A 15,870-nucleotide genomic window follows, 5' to 3' on the forward strand; every position below is an offset into this window, starting at 1 on the left:
GACATGCTACCAAAAGCCACCCGTATTCCGCACACCATGACGCTGCATGGCGACACCCGTGTCGATAACTATTATTGGCTGCGAGACGACTCCCGCTCGCAGCCTGATGTCCTTGACTATCTGCATCAGGAAAACGCCTATGGACATCAGGTCATGGCGTCACAGCAGGCGTTACAGGATCGCGTGCTGAAAGAGATTATCGATCGCATTCCGCCCAGAGATGTTTCCGCGCCTTACGTCAAAAATGGTTATCGCTACCGGCAGATTTATGAGCCAGGGTGTGAATATGCTATTTACCAACGCCAGCCGGCGCGAAGTGAAGAGTCGGATGCGTGGGATTTATTGCTGGATGCGAATCAGCGAGCGGCCCACAGCGAGTTTTATACCCTCGGTGGAATGGCCATTACGCCGGACAACACCATCATGGCGCTGGCGGAAGATTATCTTTCCCGTCGTCAGTATGGGCTGCGTTTTCGTAATCTTGAAAGCGGTAACTGGTACCCGGAACTGCTGGATAACGTGGCGCCAGAGTTTGTCTGGGCGAATGATTCGCTGACGCTTTACTACGTGCGTAAACACAGCACCACGTTGCTGCCTTACCAGGTATGGCGCCATACCGTGGGTACGCCGGCCACGCAGGATCAACTGGTCTATGAAGAAAAGGACGACGCTTTTTACGTCAGTTTGCACAAAACCACCTCTCAGCATTATGTGGTGATCCATCTCGCCAGTGCGACCACCAGTGAAGTGCTGTTGCTGGATGCTGAACTGGCCGATGCGGAACCCTTCTCGTTTTTACCACGGCGTAAAGATCATGAATACAGTCTCGATCATTACCAGCATAAGTTTTATCTGCGTTCCAATCGCCACGGAAAAAACTTTGGTCTGTATCGCAGCCGGGTACGTGATGAAAATGCCTGGGAAGAGCTGATTGCGCCGCGCGAGAGCATCATGCTGGAAGGGTTTACCCTTTTTACTGACTGGCTGGTGGTGGAAGAACGCCAGCGTGGTTTGACCAGCCTGCGGCAGATTAACCGTAAAACGCGTGAAGTTACGGGGATTGCGTTCGACGATCCGGCCTACGTCACCTGGCTTGCCTATAACCCTGAACCGGAAACGTCCCGCTTACGTTATGGTTATTCATCGATGACGACGCCGGACACCTTGTTTGAGCTGGACATGGATACCGGCGAGCGGCGCGTGCTCAAACAAACGGATGTGCCGGGATTTGACGCTGTGAATTATCAGAGCGAGCACCTGTGGATTGTCGCCCGGGATGGTGTAGAGGTTCCGGTTTCGCTGGTTTACCATCGAAAACATTTCCGCAAGGGGCAAAATCCGCTGCTTGTCTACGGCTACGGTTCCTATGGCGCCAGCATGGATGCCGATTTCAGCAGCAGTCGGTTAAGTTTGCTGGATCGCGGGTTTGTTTACGCCATCGTGCATGTTCGCGGCGGCGGTGAGTTAGGTCATCAGTGGTATGAAGACGGTAAGTTTCTGAAAAAGAAAAATACGTTTAATGACTATCTTGATGCCTGCGACGCGTTGCTGAAACTGGGCTACGGCTCGCCTTCATTTTGCTATGGCATGGGCGGCAGCGCGGGCGGCATGTTGATGGGCGTCGCGATTAACGAACGTCCTGAACTTTTTCATGGCGTCATCGCGCAGGTGCCGTTTGTTGACGTCCTGACGACAATGCTTGATGAGTCTATCCCTTTAACCACGGGAGAGTTCGAAGAGTGGGGAAATCCGCAGGATGCGGAATACTACGCGTATATGAAAAGCTACAGTCCGTACGACAACGTCACCGCGCAGGACTATCCGCATCTTCTGGTTACCACCGGGTTACATGATTCGCAGGTGCAATACTGGGAGCCCGCCAAATGGGTCGCTAAACTGCGCGAACTGAAAACGGATGACCACCTGCTGTTGCTGTGTACGGATATGGATTCCGGGCATGGCGGGAAGTCCGGGCGTTTTAAAGCGTACGAGGGAGTGGCGCTGGAATTCGCTTTTCTGATTGGTCTCGCTCAGGGCACGTTGCCAGGGCAGGCAGGCGCTCAGGCGTCGCTCAGATAGTGCTTAAGCGTTAAACGCAGCTCCGGGCTCATGTTGTCAAGGTTATTAAATAACCAGCGCAGATAGCCCGGATCGCGCTCGGCGACTTCAGAAACGGCTTTGCCGCGATATTTGCCAAACGTAAATGTCGTTAACAGGGCCGGGCGTCCGGTAATGTCGACCATTTGTTCCGCCGTCCAGCCTGACGTGTTCATAATATCGATCAGCAATGCCGCCGTGATATAGCAGTCATACAATGCGCGGTGATGATGAAGGCCGGGCGGTGTTTGCACGCTTAGCTTACGGGATTTGTAGAGCGCCATGTTGCTGTATTTGATCCCCGGCCATAACCGGCGGGACAGCTTCATGGTACAAATCCACTCTCCCGGCATCTCTGGCAGCACACGCCGGTCGAAACTGGCGTTATGCGCGACATACCATTCGCTTCCGTGATAGAGCGGAATGATATCTTCGATCCAGGGTTTATCGGCAACCATCGATTCACTGATACGGTGAATCGCCATCGCCTGTGGGCTGATGGGGCGGTCGGGACGAACCAGATGGCTCATTGGATTGACAATTCTCCCCGCCACCACATCGACAGAGGCAATCTCAACAATCCCGCCCTGTAGTCCGCAGGTTTCCGTATCTATAACTCGCAACATGGGGTGCTCCCGACCGAAAACACCTAGCGTAATGGAATGATATCGCCTTGCCAACCCCGTGTCGTATGCTGACCTGTTAACAGCAGAGAACCGCTGTCCGCGCGGACAATGAGCTGGCCGCTTTCATCCCATAGCGCGCTGCTGCCTCCGGCGTTTGCCATCAACACGGCAATGGCGAAGCGATGCGAAAAACGTTGCAGCCGGGAGGTGGAGGTAAATAAATCATGTTCGCTGACGCACTGGCTGGTGGTGAATAACGAAAAGGCGGGATCGATATCAATGCCTTCCGGCTGCTCATCCATCACGCTTATCGTTTTCCGGTGGCGGGCCACGCAGGCACCGTGGCTTTGATGAAAGATCAGCGGTGATGTCACCCAGGGGGCGAAAATGGCAATGCCTCTGACTAACTGGCCGTTATGCTCAACCGGCAGCCCGGCAATAATCGTCATGCGGTACGCGGATGCCGCATAAGCAAGCGGCTGTAATAAGGACTCATCGGGCGGGACAGGGAGCGCCTGCGCCGTATCGTTGCATCCGGTTAACGACAGGGAAGGGAATACCAGGAGTTCGCATTGCTGGCTGGCAGCAATCTCAACAAATTGCAGATGGTGCGCGACATGTTCTGCCAGCGTGGCGCGAGGTGGTTCATACTGCGCTGCCGCGATTTTCCAGTGTGACATAATGATTTCCTTTTCATAGTGTCTACAATCATCCTTAAATCTTAGTTTAAGAATGTACTTATACTGTAGCAACTCATGTGTAAGGAAGTGTAACGCTATATAAGTTTATTTAACTTTCGGTTCGTAAGGTAAGCGTGACAGGGAAACCGACGCCAGACGGTGGGCAATCAGACGTTCACGAAACCATTCGCGCAGGTGTTCTGGCTGTTCACGCTCAACGACTTCTGCCACGACGGGCATATTGTAACGCTCTTTAAACGCCACACCGGCTGCGGCCAGGTCAACGTTGATCTTATCCATGTCAGCTTGTTCAAGTTGAGCCAGGTTCGTTTGCATACGCTTCTCCTTATCATCAATGGCGCGCAAAAGTTACTAAGAGTGCGCCTCAATGGCAAGCCGGAAATGATGATTCTCGACTCGACCATTATAGAAGGTTATTCTCTGTAAATCAGACATAACAAAAAGGAATAATTGATATGGCTTCTACTGCACCTTCTTTGCGCTATGCTCTCCTTTTCCTCGCCTCAACGCTGGCGGCGCCTGCGGCCTGGGCACATGCGCATCTGACGCATCAATACCCGGCGGCTGACGCTGAGGTGACTGCCGCGCCGCAGGCATTGACGCTGAATTTCTCCGAAGGTATCGAGCCTGGCTTCAGCGGGGCGACGCTGACCGGGCCAAAGCAGGAAAGCATCAAAACGCGGCCTGCGAAGCGCAATGAGCAGGATGCGAAACAGCTCATTATTCCTCTGGATCAGACGCTTAATCCCGGAACCTATACGGTTAACTGGCATGTGGTGTCGGTTGACGGTCATAAGACAAAAGGGCAATACACCTTTAGCGTGAAGTAATCATGCTGACGTTTACCTGGGTAGCGCTTCGCTTTATCCATTTTAGCGCCATGATGCTGGTGTTTGGCTGCGCGTTATATGGCGCGTGGCTGGCGCCGGTTTCTGTTCGTCGCCTGATGACGCGCCGCTTTCTGCGCCTGCAACAGCACGCTGCCGTGTGGAGCTTTGTCAGCGCGACGCTGATGCTGGCGATCCAAGGTGGACTAATGGGGGCGGGCTGGCAGGACGTAATCTCGGTTTCGATATGGGGCGCGGTTTTACAGACCCAATTTGGCGGCGTATGGCTGTGGCAGATTATTCTCGCGCTTGTCACGTTGGTCATGACGCTGGTTGTGCCGAGAAATTTACCGCGTCTGCTGCTCATCCTGATGATTGCCCAGTTTATGTTGCTGGCAGGCGTTGGCCACGCCACGCTGAATGATGGCGTGGTGGGCGCGGTACAACAGATTAACCATGCGACTCATCTGGTGTGCGCTGCGGCCTGGTTTGGCGGCCTGCTGCCGGTTATCTACTGTATGCGCATGGCGCAAGGTCGCTGGCGACAACAGGCCATCGAAACAATGATGCGTTTCTCCCGCTATGGTCATCTGTTTGTCGCGGGCGTATTGTGCACCGGTATCGCAAATGTGCTTTTTATTACGGGGTTTTCCGCCCCTTGGCATACCGCGTACGGGCAGTTTCTTTTGTTAAAATGTGTCTTTGTCCTGCTAATGGTGGCAATTGCGCTAACGAACCGGTATGTTCTCGTACCACGTATGCGGCAGGAAAATCGCCGCGCGAATCTCTGGTTTATCTGGATGACTCAGATTGAATGGGGAATTGGAGCCGTTGTGCTGGCGATTGTCAGCCTGTTCGCAACCCTGGAACCCTTCTGATGGACTGGCAAAACTCATGAAAAAAATGATTCTCTCTCTGCTATTGTTGGCAAGTTCAGGCGCTGCGCTGGCGGCGCCTCAGGTTATCACCGTGAGCCGCTTTGAAGTGGGTAAAGACAAGTGGGCGTTTAACCGCGAAGAGGTGATGCTGACCTGTCGACCGGGCCATGCCCTGTATGTCATCAACCCGAGCACGCTGGTGCAATACCCGCTGAACGATGTCGCAGAGCAGCAAGTTGCAAGCGGCAAAACCAACGCGCAGGCTATCACCGTCATTCAGATTGACGATCCGGCAAAACCAGGTGAAAAAATGAGCCTGGCGCCGTTTATTGAACGCGCGGAAAAGCTCTGCTAATTACCAGAAGTATCTTTCTGATTTCCAATAAAAAACCGCAAGCCTCATGCAGAGGGACTTGCGGTTTTTTCGTTGTTGCGGCTGACAACGGTCGTTTTTTACCGGCCACTTTCGTCGTGGACTGGAAAACCTGGCGTCGTCATCTATTCTTAAAGGGCAAGGCGACTTAGCCTGCATTAATGCCAACTTTTAGCGCACGGCTCTCTCCCAAGAGCCATTTCCCTGGACCGAATACAGGAATCGTATTCGGTCTCTTTTTATCTGTTTGTTTTGAAGTGTGTTTTCAGATACTAACCCGAAACCACACGAAAGTTACTCGAATTTTCCATATCCTGTCCAAACCATAACATACTCTGTACCGAGTGCGTCCAGGGTTTTTTGATTGGTATGTTAATTTTTGTGCGTCAGAGTGTCGTGTGAAGCCAGGTTTACATGGATGAACGTTTATGAATCATGCTCGATGAGTTACTCATGCTGTGCACAGAAGGCGCGCAGGATGAGGATGACGGGGGTAAAAATCAGAGCGACATAAAACAGTATGATCAGCACCGCGTCTAATGCGTGATAATTCAAAATGAAATAGATAACATTCCCAATAGATATCAGGATAAAGGTGTATTTACTAATAAATAAGCATCTTTTCATTTTGGTCGTAGTTATAAAGAGTTAATTTTTGTTTCTATTTACGTCTTTGGGCGTACTGGAATTCAGGGCTTTTTCACGACATGCTTCTTTTACCCATGCAGAAAAATTGCTGGTTTTTTCCTTCGCCATCACTTGCTCTATTTGTTTCAGCAAACTGTATGAAAAACGGATGTTTTTTATCACTGTTTTGCCTGTAAAGTTTTTTATCGACATAAGGTGCTTCTCGCAACTAATTCACATCACTGTTACTTTCGCGTAACTACGCATGAAGGGAATTGATTTACATCAATGAAATCAACGGTGATGACGGCAAGGTTTCCTGGTTGTGAATTGCGTCGCAACAAAGAATGCCTTAGCGATACCACATTGAAGAGTGGGGTTGTTCAGTGACTATTCTCTATTTTTTAATGCCTGGAATCTTTTCAAGATGTGCGATAATGATAATCAGATTGATTTTATTGGGTAATTTATATTGTGAGGGTAGATATTTATTAATTAATATCCGTGTGTTTTTAGGCTGCTTATACTCACAAAAAGATAAGCAAGCGCCGCATACGGAGTGTATGGACGCTTGCTGTATTATTAGAACTGATAGTTTAAAGACATCCAGTAGTTGCGACCTGGAATAACGTATCCGGTCGTTGACTGCGCTGTCTGGAAATAATCGCCAGCATAGGTGCTGGAACGGCCAGATTGATATAATTTGACGTCGCTAAAGTCTTTATCCAGTACGTTATTGACGGCGGTATTCAGGGTTAAATCTTTAGTCAGTTTATAAGATAATCCCATATCCAGCACTGTCCATGCTTTTAGATTTGCGCCTTTGTCATCATACACTTTCTGCTGTACCGCACTGAGATTGTCATAGGTCTGAGTAAAGCGGGGCGCTTTACCGCGATAGCGGGCGCTTAGCCAGGCATTTAAATCATCTGTCGCCTGCCAGTTAACGCGGGCATTTGCCATATGTTTTGGTGTATAGCTGAGTGGTGCGCCTTTATTATCTCCATCTTTCTGTTTGCTCTGAGTATAGGTATAGTTGAGCGACAGACTCAAATTATCCAACCAGAGCGGGAACGATGTTGCAAATTCGACACCATCGGTACGTGCTTTTCCGCTATTGGTATAGCTACTGGTATTGTCATCAATCGAATAAGAAACAATTTTATTGCGATATTCAGTGTAGAATCCGGTTATATTGGCATTGAACCCATTGCCATTATCGTAATAAAGTCCGGTTTCATAACTGGTGCTTTCTTCAGGTTTTAAATCTGGATTACCGACGGTATTGATTGTTCCCTGACCAGAAACGCCGCTGATGCCGTTATGTAACTGGCTAAGAGAAGGCGCTTTATAACCGGTTGTGATTCCCCCTTTGAGCGTCCATTCATCTGTCATATCCCAGACCAGATAGCCACGAGGACTAAAATGACCGCCGAATACGTCGTTATGTTCATAGCGACTCCCTACGGTAAGCGCCAGAGAATCCAGAATATGCCACTCATCTTCAAGGTAAGTCGCCCAGCTTTTTTGATGGAACTTTTCACCTGAACTGGCCAGAACGACGCCATCTTTCATTCGTGCGTCCCAGTATTCGCCACCCACCGTCAGTAAATGTGATTCTCCCAGCGGCGTGAGAAGCACCGAGTTGAGAATAACATTGGTATTTTTCAGTTCACGATCGTCACCCGCTCTCCAGGCTTGATCGGGCGTCAGAGCGGAGGAAACCAGTTGTCGTCCTTTATTTTCTGTCTCATTCCAGTTAAGAGACGATTTCCATGTACCAAACGTTAAGGCGGTGTCATGTCCTAACGTCACTTTATTACGCTCATAGCGGAGCGTTTTATCATATCCGCCCGTGAGGCTACCAAGCTGACCGTCGCTGTTATCATAACGCTGTCGGGATGTATCGAGATCCATCCATAGCGTATTGTTTGCGCTGGCTTTCCAGTCAAATCTCGCGCCGATGTTGTAGTTTTGCGACTCAGTGGGATAAGGAACGCGTGTTTCTGCGGTGTCGCTCAGTGATGTAATGCTGGAGCCTTGTCGCTGGGTTGTGCTTCCTCGAACCTGCATATCCAGCGAGCCAGGAATCAGGGGACCGCTTGACCAGAAATTTGCGGTTGTGCTGTTTCCCCATTTATTACTTTCCTGTAGGTTCACTCCCGTATTAATGGCCGTGCTCCACTTATCGGTGCTTTTTTTGGTAATAATATTCACCACGCCGCCAATGGCGTCTGACCCATAAAGCGTAGACATGGGCCCGCGTATAACCTCTATACGTTCAATGGCTGAAAGTGGGGGCATAAAACTGGTATTCATTGCAGAAAAGCCATTCGGTGTTACATCCGATGTTCCATTCTGACGAATACCGTCAATAAGAATAAGGGTATAACTGGCAGGCATCCCACGAATACTTATTTCAAGCCCCCCTGTTTTTCCGGTACTGCTTTCAACGTCCACTCCCTCAACGGCCCTGAGAGCATCGCCAAGATCATTATATTTATTGGTCTGTAATTCTTGTTGTGAAATAACAGAAACACTGGCTGCCGCATTGGTGATCTTTTTCTCGTATCCCGATGCGGTGACGACCATGACATCTTCGGCAAAAACATTAAAACTTGTGGCGCCCAGACAAGATAAGACAAGTGAAGCGAGAGGTTTAATACGCATTATCGAACTTCCTTTGTTAAAAAAAGCAAAGTCAATAAGATAATGCATGAAAATGATAATAAAAATAATTATCATTACACTTTTACATAAGTTGGCATTTATATGATTTTATTGAAATCAACAAGAATTATTGCAGGTTAAATTATTGCTATAAAAATAATTAATGGTCTCAGGAGAGGCGGCCTGCGACTGAAGATTTCCTGCTATGGTTAAGTATGTCAGGTTCATTTTTACTGATGGTGAACCAATGAAACAGCCGGAAAACGTCTATCAGAAAATTGAGGGGAGTCAGTGGCGGCATGTCTGGATTGTCGGCGACCTCCACGGCTGTTTTTCGCAGTTGATGGAGAAACTACGACAGTGTCGGTTTGATCCGTGGCAGGATCTGCTGGTGTCGGTGGGGGATGTGATCGACCGTGGGCCTGACAGCTTGCGGTGTCTGGAACTTCTGCACAAACGGTGGGTGGTCGCCGTCAGAGGGAATCACGAGCAGATGGCGTTAGACGCGCTGGCCGCCTCGCAGTTGTCGTTATGGTTTATGAACGGCGGCGACTGGTATGCCGCATTGTCGGCAAACCAGCAGCGCCTGGCGAGAAAAGCGCTCGACGACTGTCAGCGTTTACCCTGGATTCTGGAATTACACTGCCAGAACGGCATGCATGTTGTGGCGCATGCTGATTATCCGCATCAGGTCTATGCCTGGCAAAAAGAGGTGGATTTACACCAGGTGCTATGGCGTCGTTCCCGGTTGAGCGAGCGGCATGCGGGTCAGGGAAACGGCATTGCCGGAGCCGATCACTTCTGGTTTGGTCATACGCCGCTGCGTCATCGCGTTGATATCGATAATTTGCACTATATTGATACCGGCGCGGTATTTGGCGGGGAACTAACGTTGGTTCAACTTCAGTAATTAAAAATCACTGTACTGGCGAGCAGGTAGCCAGAAGCCGTCAATAAAGTCTTCGACCGGAAAACAACCGCCGTGACGAATCCGCTGGTCGTCCATCGAATACAGGCACTGCTGCTCAGTATTGTAGATATCCACCACAATGTCCTCACAGCCGCCGTCCAGGTAGCAAACAAAAAGTACCAGTGCGAACATTCCATCCTCAAATTGTCCTGCCGTATCGATAGTGTAGGAGAGGTTGTCGCAAGGGGGAAAGGGCGAAATAAATAACCCGTCTGGCGACGGGTTCTTTTTGAGTCAGGCAAGACGCATGACCCAGGCATCGGACTTACGATCGTAACGGGTGCGGAATAGAACAGAGTGCTCTCCGTTTAAAATGGCGGGAATGCTGGTTTCATCATCCCAGGCATCCAGTTGCATACATAAATCTGGGTCGGATTTACAGGGAATGCTTAACGTTCGGTCCCCCGGCGATTCGCCATGTAACTCGGCATCGTCGATTTCAAAAGCGCCAATGCGCACACTGGTTTTCATCATCGTGCTCTCCGTTAGTTCGCTGATTGTGGTACGACCAGTTTGATCGCCCAAATTTCAGCGTAGCCAACTTCAGCAAAAGCGCCAGTAAAAAAGTGCGCTATTTTTGACCGCTTTCAGTCGCTACCGGTAAAGAGTTTGCCATCGCGAACCAGTTCGCGTGGGTAACTGTTCTTCAACCGGGAACCAATCCGTTTCGCCAGACCAATGGGCTGATGCTGGAACGTGACCAGCACATCATCGGCAGACGGCGCGGTTTGCGGGTAGACATCCCGCCCCCGATACCACTCTTCCGCCTCCTGATGAGACAGCTCGAATGCGTTGGCATGATGTGGATCGGCGAGGGCGATCACCGCTTCATGCTGCCAGCGATAACCTTTATTATGGCTTTCCGCCAGTTTTATGCCCAGGCGGGAAAAGCGGACTTTTCCGATCAGCGCTTCAATCTCTGCCGGGAATAACCACACCTCTTTATCTCGCTGCCAGAGGTGCAGGTTTTCTCCCCACTGAAGTCCACTGGCGTTAGCCGCCTGAGTGATTTGCGTCGCCTCACGCCCCTTCATCGGCGCGAACGGAAACTTGCCGACCTTATAGCCAGGCGCGGGAAGCGGGGGAATGGCTGCGGTTTTACGCAAACGGGCGACAAAGAAACCTTCGCAGTCGTAAATCTGCGGGAAAACGTGTAAAAAACCCTCTGCCGTCAGCGCGCGCTCCGCCTCCGGGAACAGATCGCCTAAAGGCAAAAATTCAACCGCTTCCGGGTAGGTCTCTTTCAGCCACAAGCAGACGGACTCATTCTCCTCGTGATTTAGCGTGCAGGTGGAGTAGACCAGCGTACCGCCAGGGCGCAGCGCGTGAAATGCGCTGTCGATTAGTTCCCGCTGTGTGGCGGCAATATCCAGGTTGCTTTCGACAGACCAGTTTTTAAGCGCGTCGGGATCTTTGCGCACCACGCCTTCACCTGAACAGGGCGCGTCCAGCAAGATAGCGTCGAATGTCTCCGGGAGCGCGGCACCGAAGACGCGGCCATCAAAATGGGTCAGGGTAACATTACTGATCCCACAGCGGCTGATGTTGGCGTGCAGCACTTTGACCCGGCTGGCGGAGAATTCATTCGCCAGAATGGCGCCCTGATTATTCATCCGCGCGGCGATCTGGGTGGTTTTCGAACCCGGCGCGGCAGCAACATCCATAATACGTTCCGGCGTATTCCCTTCAGCAAACAGCGCGGCGACCGGCAACATTGAGCTGGCTTCCTGAATATAAAACAGGCCGCTCAGATGTTCGGCGGTGCTGCCCAGCGGTAACGATTCGTCATCATCGCGTTCGATCCAGAAACCTTCCTCGCACCAGGGAACAGGCGTCAGCGACCAGCCATAGGGTGCCGTCAGGGCAAGAAAGTCGGTCACAGAAATTTTTAGCGTATTCACGCGAATGCTGCGACGTAACGGGCGCTGGCAGGCGGCGAGGAAATCGTCAAAAGAGAGTGTCGAAGGCATTGCTTCGCGCATTTGCGTCAGAAAGGCATCAGGGAAATAAACAGCGTGTTGAGCCACTTGGGTACCACCGGCAATAAAACAGGCGCGCAGTGTAGCATAAATGCTCCGGCGCGAGCACGCCGGAGCGGGGGAGTTAACGTGGCAGAGCGGTGCCCCATTCGCGCCACTCTTTCGGTTCGCTTTCCAGCAGCAGGAAGTGTTTACCCGCCTGTGCTTTCGGCGCCAGCGGCGTCCCTGGCGGGGTTGCAAACGCGATGCCGCCGCGAATGAATTGATTGAAGGTGCCGGTTTTCACCACGCCGCCGGTCAGGCCAAAGTCCAGACTGTAGCCGGAGGCCAGCCAGAAGACGGAGTTATTACGCACCAGATGCTGATAACGCTGGCTGATGCGCATGGCAATCATCACGCGGTCAGACAGCGAACCCAGCGTCATGCCCGTTACCGTGCCCACTTCGATACCTCTGAACAGCACTGGCGTGCCGATGTTCAGCGAACCTGCCTCAGGAGCCTCCACGACGATGCTCAGACCATCGAGATAGCGCGAGTCGGAAATGGTTGCTTCCTGCAATTCGAAATCACGACGCGGATTGCCGCGTCCGGGCTCCACGTTAATGTAGGGCTGCAAAATCGTATCGAGATGCTCAACGCCCGCGGCGGAGATTTGCGGCGTGATCACCGAGAAACGCGTACCGCTTCGGGCAAAGGTCTGGACATACTCCGGGTAGAGCACCGCTTTCGCCTGAACCTCATTGCGCGCGGTAATCAGCTCCAGCGTCTGGATCTGGCCGATGTCGATGCCGAGATAACGAATCGGCATACCCGCCGCGAGTTTACCGGCGTCAAAGGCGTGCAGGGTGATTTGCCCACCCACCGCGCGGGCGGCAGTTTCCGAGGCGTAGAGTATTCGTTTGTCGCCTTTACGCTGGCTGGCGCTTGCGCCGCTCAGGTTATCGAAACTGATAGCGCCTTTCAGCGCACGCGACAGGGGAGAGGCCTGCACGGTCAGGCCGCTGCCGTTAAGCTGTACCTTCGCCCCGCCTTCCGCCCAGAATACGCTGTTGCTGGTTAACAGGTTGCGGTATTCCGGTTTGATATGCAGATCGATATCAAAGGCGTTAGCGCGTGGGCGCACGGTGATCACTTCACCTACCTCAAACTTACGGTACAGCACCACTGACCCCGTTTGTACATCCGGGAGCGTTTCAGCAGTGAGGCTCACCGTGGTCGTGGGGAGGTCGCTGAGGCTGTTTTCCACGGCCTTTTCCAGATTGGCGTACAGCGGGTAGCTGGATTTCATTTCGCCTTTTGTGCCGGGCAAAATACGAATGCCGCCGCTCACCCACTCGCTGGCGCTGGCGCCGAGAAACTCCACGCCGTCGAGACCGACTTTGATATCCACGCGACTGTTGACGACAAATTTGCTGTCACCCTGAATCAGGGCGCGATGTTGCGGATCGATAGCCACCGTGAACGCAACGCCTTTACTGGATAACTTACGTTCAATGACCTGGCCCACCTGCACGCCATGCAGAACCAGCGGTTGACCGGCGTCGATACCGTAGTTTTCCGGGGCGGTCAGGGTTAACGTCAGCGCATTTGGTTCATGGAGCAGGGCTTCTTCGCCAGGCACCACGACGAATTCACTGCGCGGTTCGCCTTCGCCTGGCACCAGTTCAAACGTTTTGCCGGTCAAAAGCGAACTGATACTGGCATCGCTCAGCGACAGCTTTGGACTGCGCAGCTCAATACGCGTCTTATCACGCAGGAGTGTTACCACGCTGGGGTCAACCGTCATTTCGCCCGTGACTTTCCCGCCGGGGTTGAGCGTTAATTTGGTGAGTTCGCCCACTTCAAGCCCCTGATACATCAGCGGCGTGGAGTCGGCTTTCAGGCCGTCGCCGCTGGGAAGTTCAAGTTTGACGATGACGCCGCGTTGGCTATGGGCTAAATCTTCATAGAGGCCAAATGCGTCATCTGCGGTTGCAGGCTGCGAATCGTCGGGCGAGTCAAACGCGATTGCGCCATTTACCAGCGCTGCCAGGCTCTCCAGCTTCACCTTCGCGCCGCTAAGGCTGACATCCGCATTGACGCCGGAGACATTCCAGAAACGGCTGCCTTTTTTCACCAGGCTGGTGAAGCGACGCTCAATCAGTACGTCAATGGTGACGCCCTGTTTGTTGGGATTGATGGCATAGTCATATACCCGACCCACCGGAATTTTGCGGAAATAGACCAGCGACCCGCTGTTAAGAGAGCCAAGGTCAGGCGCGTGAAGATGGATCATCAGGTCGCCGTTGTCCAGACGGTATTTCGGCTGGGTATCAAGCGCGACAAAGTGATCTTTCTCGGCTCCTTTGCCGGGCATCATGCCGATATAGTTCCCGCCGACCAGCGCGTCCAGACCCGAAACGCCCGCCAGCGACGCTTTTGGCGTCACCAGCCAGAACTGGGTCTCCTCGCGCAAGGCATCTTTCATGTTTGACTTAATGCTGACGCGCACTTCTATCTTGCGCAGGTCTTTACTCAGGCTGATGTCCTGCACCGTACCCACTTCAACGCCCTGATAGCGCACAGGCGTCCGCCCCGGAACAATGCCATCCGCCGACATAAAGTCGATCGTCACGGTGTTGCCGCGATCTTCATAACTTCCCCAAATCAGCCAGCCTGCGATCATCAATGCGATAAACGGCAGCAGCCAGAAAGGGGAAATACGACGTTTTGTTTTTATCTGCGCTTCAGTCGGCGAAGCAGGCGTTTCCTGACTCATGTGCATCCCAAAGTAAGCGGCTATCCAGCCATTCCACTGCAAGAATAGTCAATATTACCGCTGCGCCGAAATAAAACGCAGCCGGTCCCATAGTAAAAGCGAGTATCTGATCGCGATTAATCAGCGACATCGTTAACGAAATAACAAAGAGATCCAGCATGGACCAACGGCCGATCCAGGTCACCATCCGCAGCAGCAGGATGCGCGTACGCAGCCCTTGCTCACATTTGAAATGGATGCTGAGCAGCAGTGTAAACATCACAATAACTTTGGTAAATGGCACCAGAATACTGGCGATAAAGACCACGGCCGCCACGGCGATATTGCTGTTCGCCAGCGACATAATGCCCGATAAAATCGTGTCCTCCTGACGCCCGCCATTCACGTAAATAATGGATATCGGCATCAGGTTTGCGGGCAGCAGCAGGACGACAGAGGCCAGCAGCGCCGCCCAGCATTTCTGTATGCTCTGATTTCTGCGCAGGCGTAGCGGGATATGGCAACGGGGGCAACGTCCCCGTGAGTCAGGATAACCGGTGAAGTGGCATCCGAGACAGACGCGAAGTTTTTCGTCCGGGCGTCGGGCGGGGCGTTGTGGGTAAAAGCGCTCCCAGAGTTGCTCCACATTGAGATGCGACAGCGTCAGAATACTGAGGATCACCAGCGCCACAAAGGCGTAAAGCCCCAGGCCGGGTTGCAGGAAGGCGTAATCCTGCACTTTGATCGAGGCGACCCCGATACCGACCAGATAAATGTCGAGCATCACCCACTCTTTGAGCCTCTCCAGCATCAGCAATACCGGACGCAGATTCATGCCGAGAATATTACCGAACCATAGATAAGCGATGGCGGTGACCAGAATTAACGGCGCGCCCGCCACGCAGAAGAGCACCATGGCGGCCGTAAGCGGATCGCCTTGCCTGGTCATCTGCCAGATGCCCTGCATCACATTGGCGTCAATACGCACCCCTAACAGCCAGATACGCAATAGCGGCTCGCCCCAGGCAAAGGGCATCAGCAGCAGCATCGTAACGGCCAGCGCCGCCAGACGCGTCAGTGACCAGTCGCGTCCATCGCGAATTTTGGCCTGGCAACGCGGGCAATATGCGCTCTGGTGCGATTGCATTTTCGGCAGGCTAAACAGCATGTCGCATTGGGGGCAGCGCTGATAATGGGCGCGGGGCAACGCTTCACTGATAGACCAGACCGTTATTCTCTTTGTTGGCGTGAGTCGCGGGGTGTTCAGGGCCATGTATCGTGAATCAAAGTGTTAGATTAATGTAATCTTAACTCATGACGGGAATGATCTTGAGCATTAACGCATTTAATGCTTATTTTAATAGGCTGTAGTTTTAGAGTAAGAC

General features: G+C 52.2%; 15 protein-coding genes. 5 read left to right on the forward strand and 10 right to left on the reverse strand.

Going from position 1 to position 15,870, the window contains the following annotated elements; genetic code table 11:
* Nucleotides 1-3 precede the first annotated feature (3 nt).
* Nucleotides 4-2,079: an oligopeptidase B gene (gene ptrB / locus OGX81_RS19140; RefSeq protein WP_104868546.1), complete on the forward strand. Its 2,076-nt coding sequence runs from the start codon at nt 4-6 to the stop codon at nt 2,077-2,079.
* Here the strand turns inward: ptrB and exoX are convergent.
* From exoX to OGX81_RS19155, 3 genes are all read right to left on the reverse strand, one after another.
* Complete coding sequence (gene exoX, locus OGX81_RS19145) at nt 2,061-2,723, reverse strand: exodeoxyribonuclease X (RefSeq protein WP_012132019.1); 663 nt, start codon at nt 2,721-2,723, stop codon at nt 2,061-2,063. The genes ptrB and exoX overlap by 19 nt on opposite strands.
* 23 nt (nt 2,724-2,746) lie before the next feature.
* Nucleotides 2,747-3,403 (reverse strand): carbon-nitrogen hydrolase family protein, encoded by a 657-nt coding sequence (locus OGX81_RS19150; RefSeq protein ID WP_024130258.1) that lies wholly within the window; start codon nt 3,401-3,403, stop codon nt 2,747-2,749.
* Between the two features lie 105 nt (nt 3,404-3,508).
* On the reverse strand, nt 3,509-3,739 hold the full coding sequence (locus OGX81_RS19155) for a DNA polymerase III subunit theta (RefSeq protein WP_024130259.1): 231 nt from the start codon (nt 3,737-3,739) through the stop codon (nt 3,509-3,511).
* Between the two features lie 140 nt (nt 3,740-3,879).
* On the opposite strand from OGX81_RS19155, the gene yobA reads away from it, so the two are divergent.
* From yobA to OGX81_RS19170, 3 genes are read left to right on the forward strand one after another with little or no spacing between them, the layout of a single operon-like run.
* Nucleotides 3,880-4,254 (forward strand): CopC domain-containing protein YobA, encoded by a 375-nt coding sequence (gene yobA, locus OGX81_RS19160; RefSeq protein ID WP_012132022.1) that lies wholly within the window; start codon nt 3,880-3,882, stop codon nt 4,252-4,254.
* On the forward strand, nt 4,254-5,129 hold the full coding sequence (gene copD, locus OGX81_RS19165; protein ID WP_104868547.1) for a copper homeostasis membrane protein CopD: 876 nt from the start codon (nt 4,254-4,256) through the stop codon (nt 5,127-5,129). The genes yobA and copD overlap by 1 nt, the downstream gene beginning before the upstream one ends.
* 16 nt (nt 5,130-5,145) lie before the next feature.
* The gene (locus OGX81_RS19170) at nt 5,146-5,484 is read left to right on the forward strand and encodes a YebY family protein (RefSeq protein ID WP_012132024.1); all 339 of its coding nucleotides are present in this window, start codon (nt 5,146-5,148) and stop codon (nt 5,482-5,484) included.
* Nucleotides 5,485-6,150: 666 nt separating this feature from the next.
* On the opposite strand, the gene OGX81_RS19175 is transcribed toward OGX81_RS19170, so the two are convergent.
* Together OGX81_RS19175 and OGX81_RS19180 are read right to left on the reverse strand one after the other, a co-directional pair.
* Nucleotides 6,151-6,342 carry a YlcI/YnfO family protein gene (locus OGX81_RS19175; protein ID WP_012132027.1) on the reverse strand — a complete coding sequence of 64 codons (192 nt, stop codon included), beginning with the start codon at nt 6,340-6,342 and terminating at the stop codon, nt 6,151-6,153.
* 369 nt (nt 6,343-6,711) lie between these two features.
* Nucleotides 6,712-8,799 (reverse strand): TonB-dependent receptor, encoded by a 2,088-nt coding sequence (locus OGX81_RS19180; protein ID WP_104869126.1) that lies wholly within the window; start codon nt 8,797-8,799, stop codon nt 6,712-6,714.
* 247 nt (nt 8,800-9,046) lie between these two features.
* Here OGX81_RS19180 and pphA point away from each other — a divergent pair, with 247 nt between their 5' ends.
* The gene (pphA, locus tag OGX81_RS19185; protein ID WP_047464032.1) at nt 9,047-9,709 is read left to right on the forward strand and encodes a protein-serine/threonine phosphatase; all 663 of its coding nucleotides are present in this window, start codon (nt 9,047-9,049) and stop codon (nt 9,707-9,709) included.
* Here the strand turns inward: pphA and OGX81_RS19190 are convergent, their stop codons facing one another.
* The 5 genes from OGX81_RS19190 to yebS form a co-directional block, all read right to left on the reverse strand.
* Nucleotides 9,710-9,901, reverse strand: a complete 192-nt coding sequence (locus tag OGX81_RS19190) for a YdfD/YebW family protein (protein ID WP_012132031.1) — start codon at nt 9,899-9,901, stop codon at nt 9,710-9,712.
* A gap of 102 nt (nt 9,902-10,003) precedes the next feature.
* The gene (locus OGX81_RS19195; protein WP_024130262.1) at nt 10,004-10,240 is read right to left on the reverse strand and encodes a YebV family protein; all 237 of its coding nucleotides are present in this window, start codon (nt 10,238-10,240) and stop codon (nt 10,004-10,006) included.
* A 116-nt stretch (nt 10,241-10,356) separates the two neighbouring features.
* Nucleotides 10,357-11,796 (reverse strand): 16S rRNA (cytosine(1407)-C(5))-methyltransferase RsmF, encoded by a 1,440-nt coding sequence (gene rsmF / locus OGX81_RS19200; protein ID WP_104868548.1) that lies wholly within the window; start codon nt 11,794-11,796, stop codon nt 10,357-10,359.
* A gap of 76 nt (nt 11,797-11,872) precedes the next feature.
* Nucleotides 11,873-14,506: a PqiB family protein gene (locus OGX81_RS19205; protein WP_286487632.1), complete on the reverse strand. Its 2,634-nt coding sequence runs from the start codon at nt 14,504-14,506 to the stop codon at nt 11,873-11,875.
* A complete protein-coding gene (yebS, locus tag OGX81_RS19210) occupies nt 14,475-15,758 on the reverse strand; it encodes a membrane integrity lipid transport subunit YebS (protein WP_024130263.1) in 1,284 nt (427 codons plus the stop codon). Before yebS ends, OGX81_RS19205 begins: the two co-directional genes overlap by 32 nt.
* Nucleotides 15,759-15,870 lie beyond the last annotated feature (112 nt).

It is taken from the genome of Citrobacter sp. CK206 (genome assembly GCF_030333125.1).
Taxonomy (GTDB): domain Bacteria; phylum Pseudomonadota; class Gammaproteobacteria; order Enterobacterales; family Enterobacteriaceae; genus Citrobacter_B; species Citrobacter_B koseri.

Coding starts and splice junctions, on each gene's coding strand:
- ptrB (WP_104868546.1), top strand. CDS start 4: ATGCTACCAAAAGCCACCCGTATTCCGCACACCATGACGCTGCATGGC.
- exoX (WP_012132019.1), bottom strand. CDS start 2,723: ATGTTGCGAGTTATAGATACGGAAACCTGCGGACTACAGGGCGGGATT.
- OGX81_RS19150 (WP_024130258.1), bottom strand. CDS start 3,403: ATGTCACACTGGAAAATCGCGGCAGCGCAGTATGAACCACCTCGCGCC.
- OGX81_RS19155 (WP_024130259.1), bottom strand. CDS start 3,739: ATGCAAACGAACCTGGCTCAACTTGAACAAGCTGACATGGATAAGATC.
- yobA (WP_012132022.1), top strand. CDS start 3,880: ATGGCTTCTACTGCACCTTCTTTGCGCTATGCTCTCCTTTTCCTCGCC.
- OGX81_RS19170 (WP_012132024.1), top strand. CDS start 5,146: ATGAAAAAAATGATTCTCTCTCTGCTATTGTTGGCAAGTTCAGGCGCT.
- OGX81_RS19175 (WP_012132027.1), bottom strand. CDS start 6,342: ATGTCGATAAAAAACTTTACAGGCAAAACAGTGATAAAAAACATCCGT.
- OGX81_RS19180 (WP_104869126.1), bottom strand. CDS start 8,799: ATGCGTATTAAACCTCTCGCTTCACTTGTCTTATCTTGTCTGGGCGCC.
- pphA (WP_047464032.1), top strand. CDS start 9,047: ATGAAACAGCCGGAAAACGTCTATCAGAAAATTGAGGGGAGTCAGTGG.
- OGX81_RS19190 (WP_012132031.1), bottom strand. CDS start 9,901: ATGTTCGCACTGGTACTTTTTGTTTGCTACCTGGACGGCGGCTGTGAG.
- OGX81_RS19195 (WP_024130262.1), bottom strand. CDS start 10,240: ATGAAAACCAGTGTGCGCATTGGCGCTTTTGAAATCGACGATGCCGAG.
- OGX81_RS19205 (WP_286487632.1), bottom strand. CDS start 14,506: ATGAGTCAGGAAACGCCTGCTTCGCCGACTGAAGCGCAGATAAAAACA.
- yebS (WP_024130263.1), bottom strand. CDS start 15,758: ATGGCCCTGAACACCCCGCGACTCACGCCAACAAAGAGAATAACGGTC.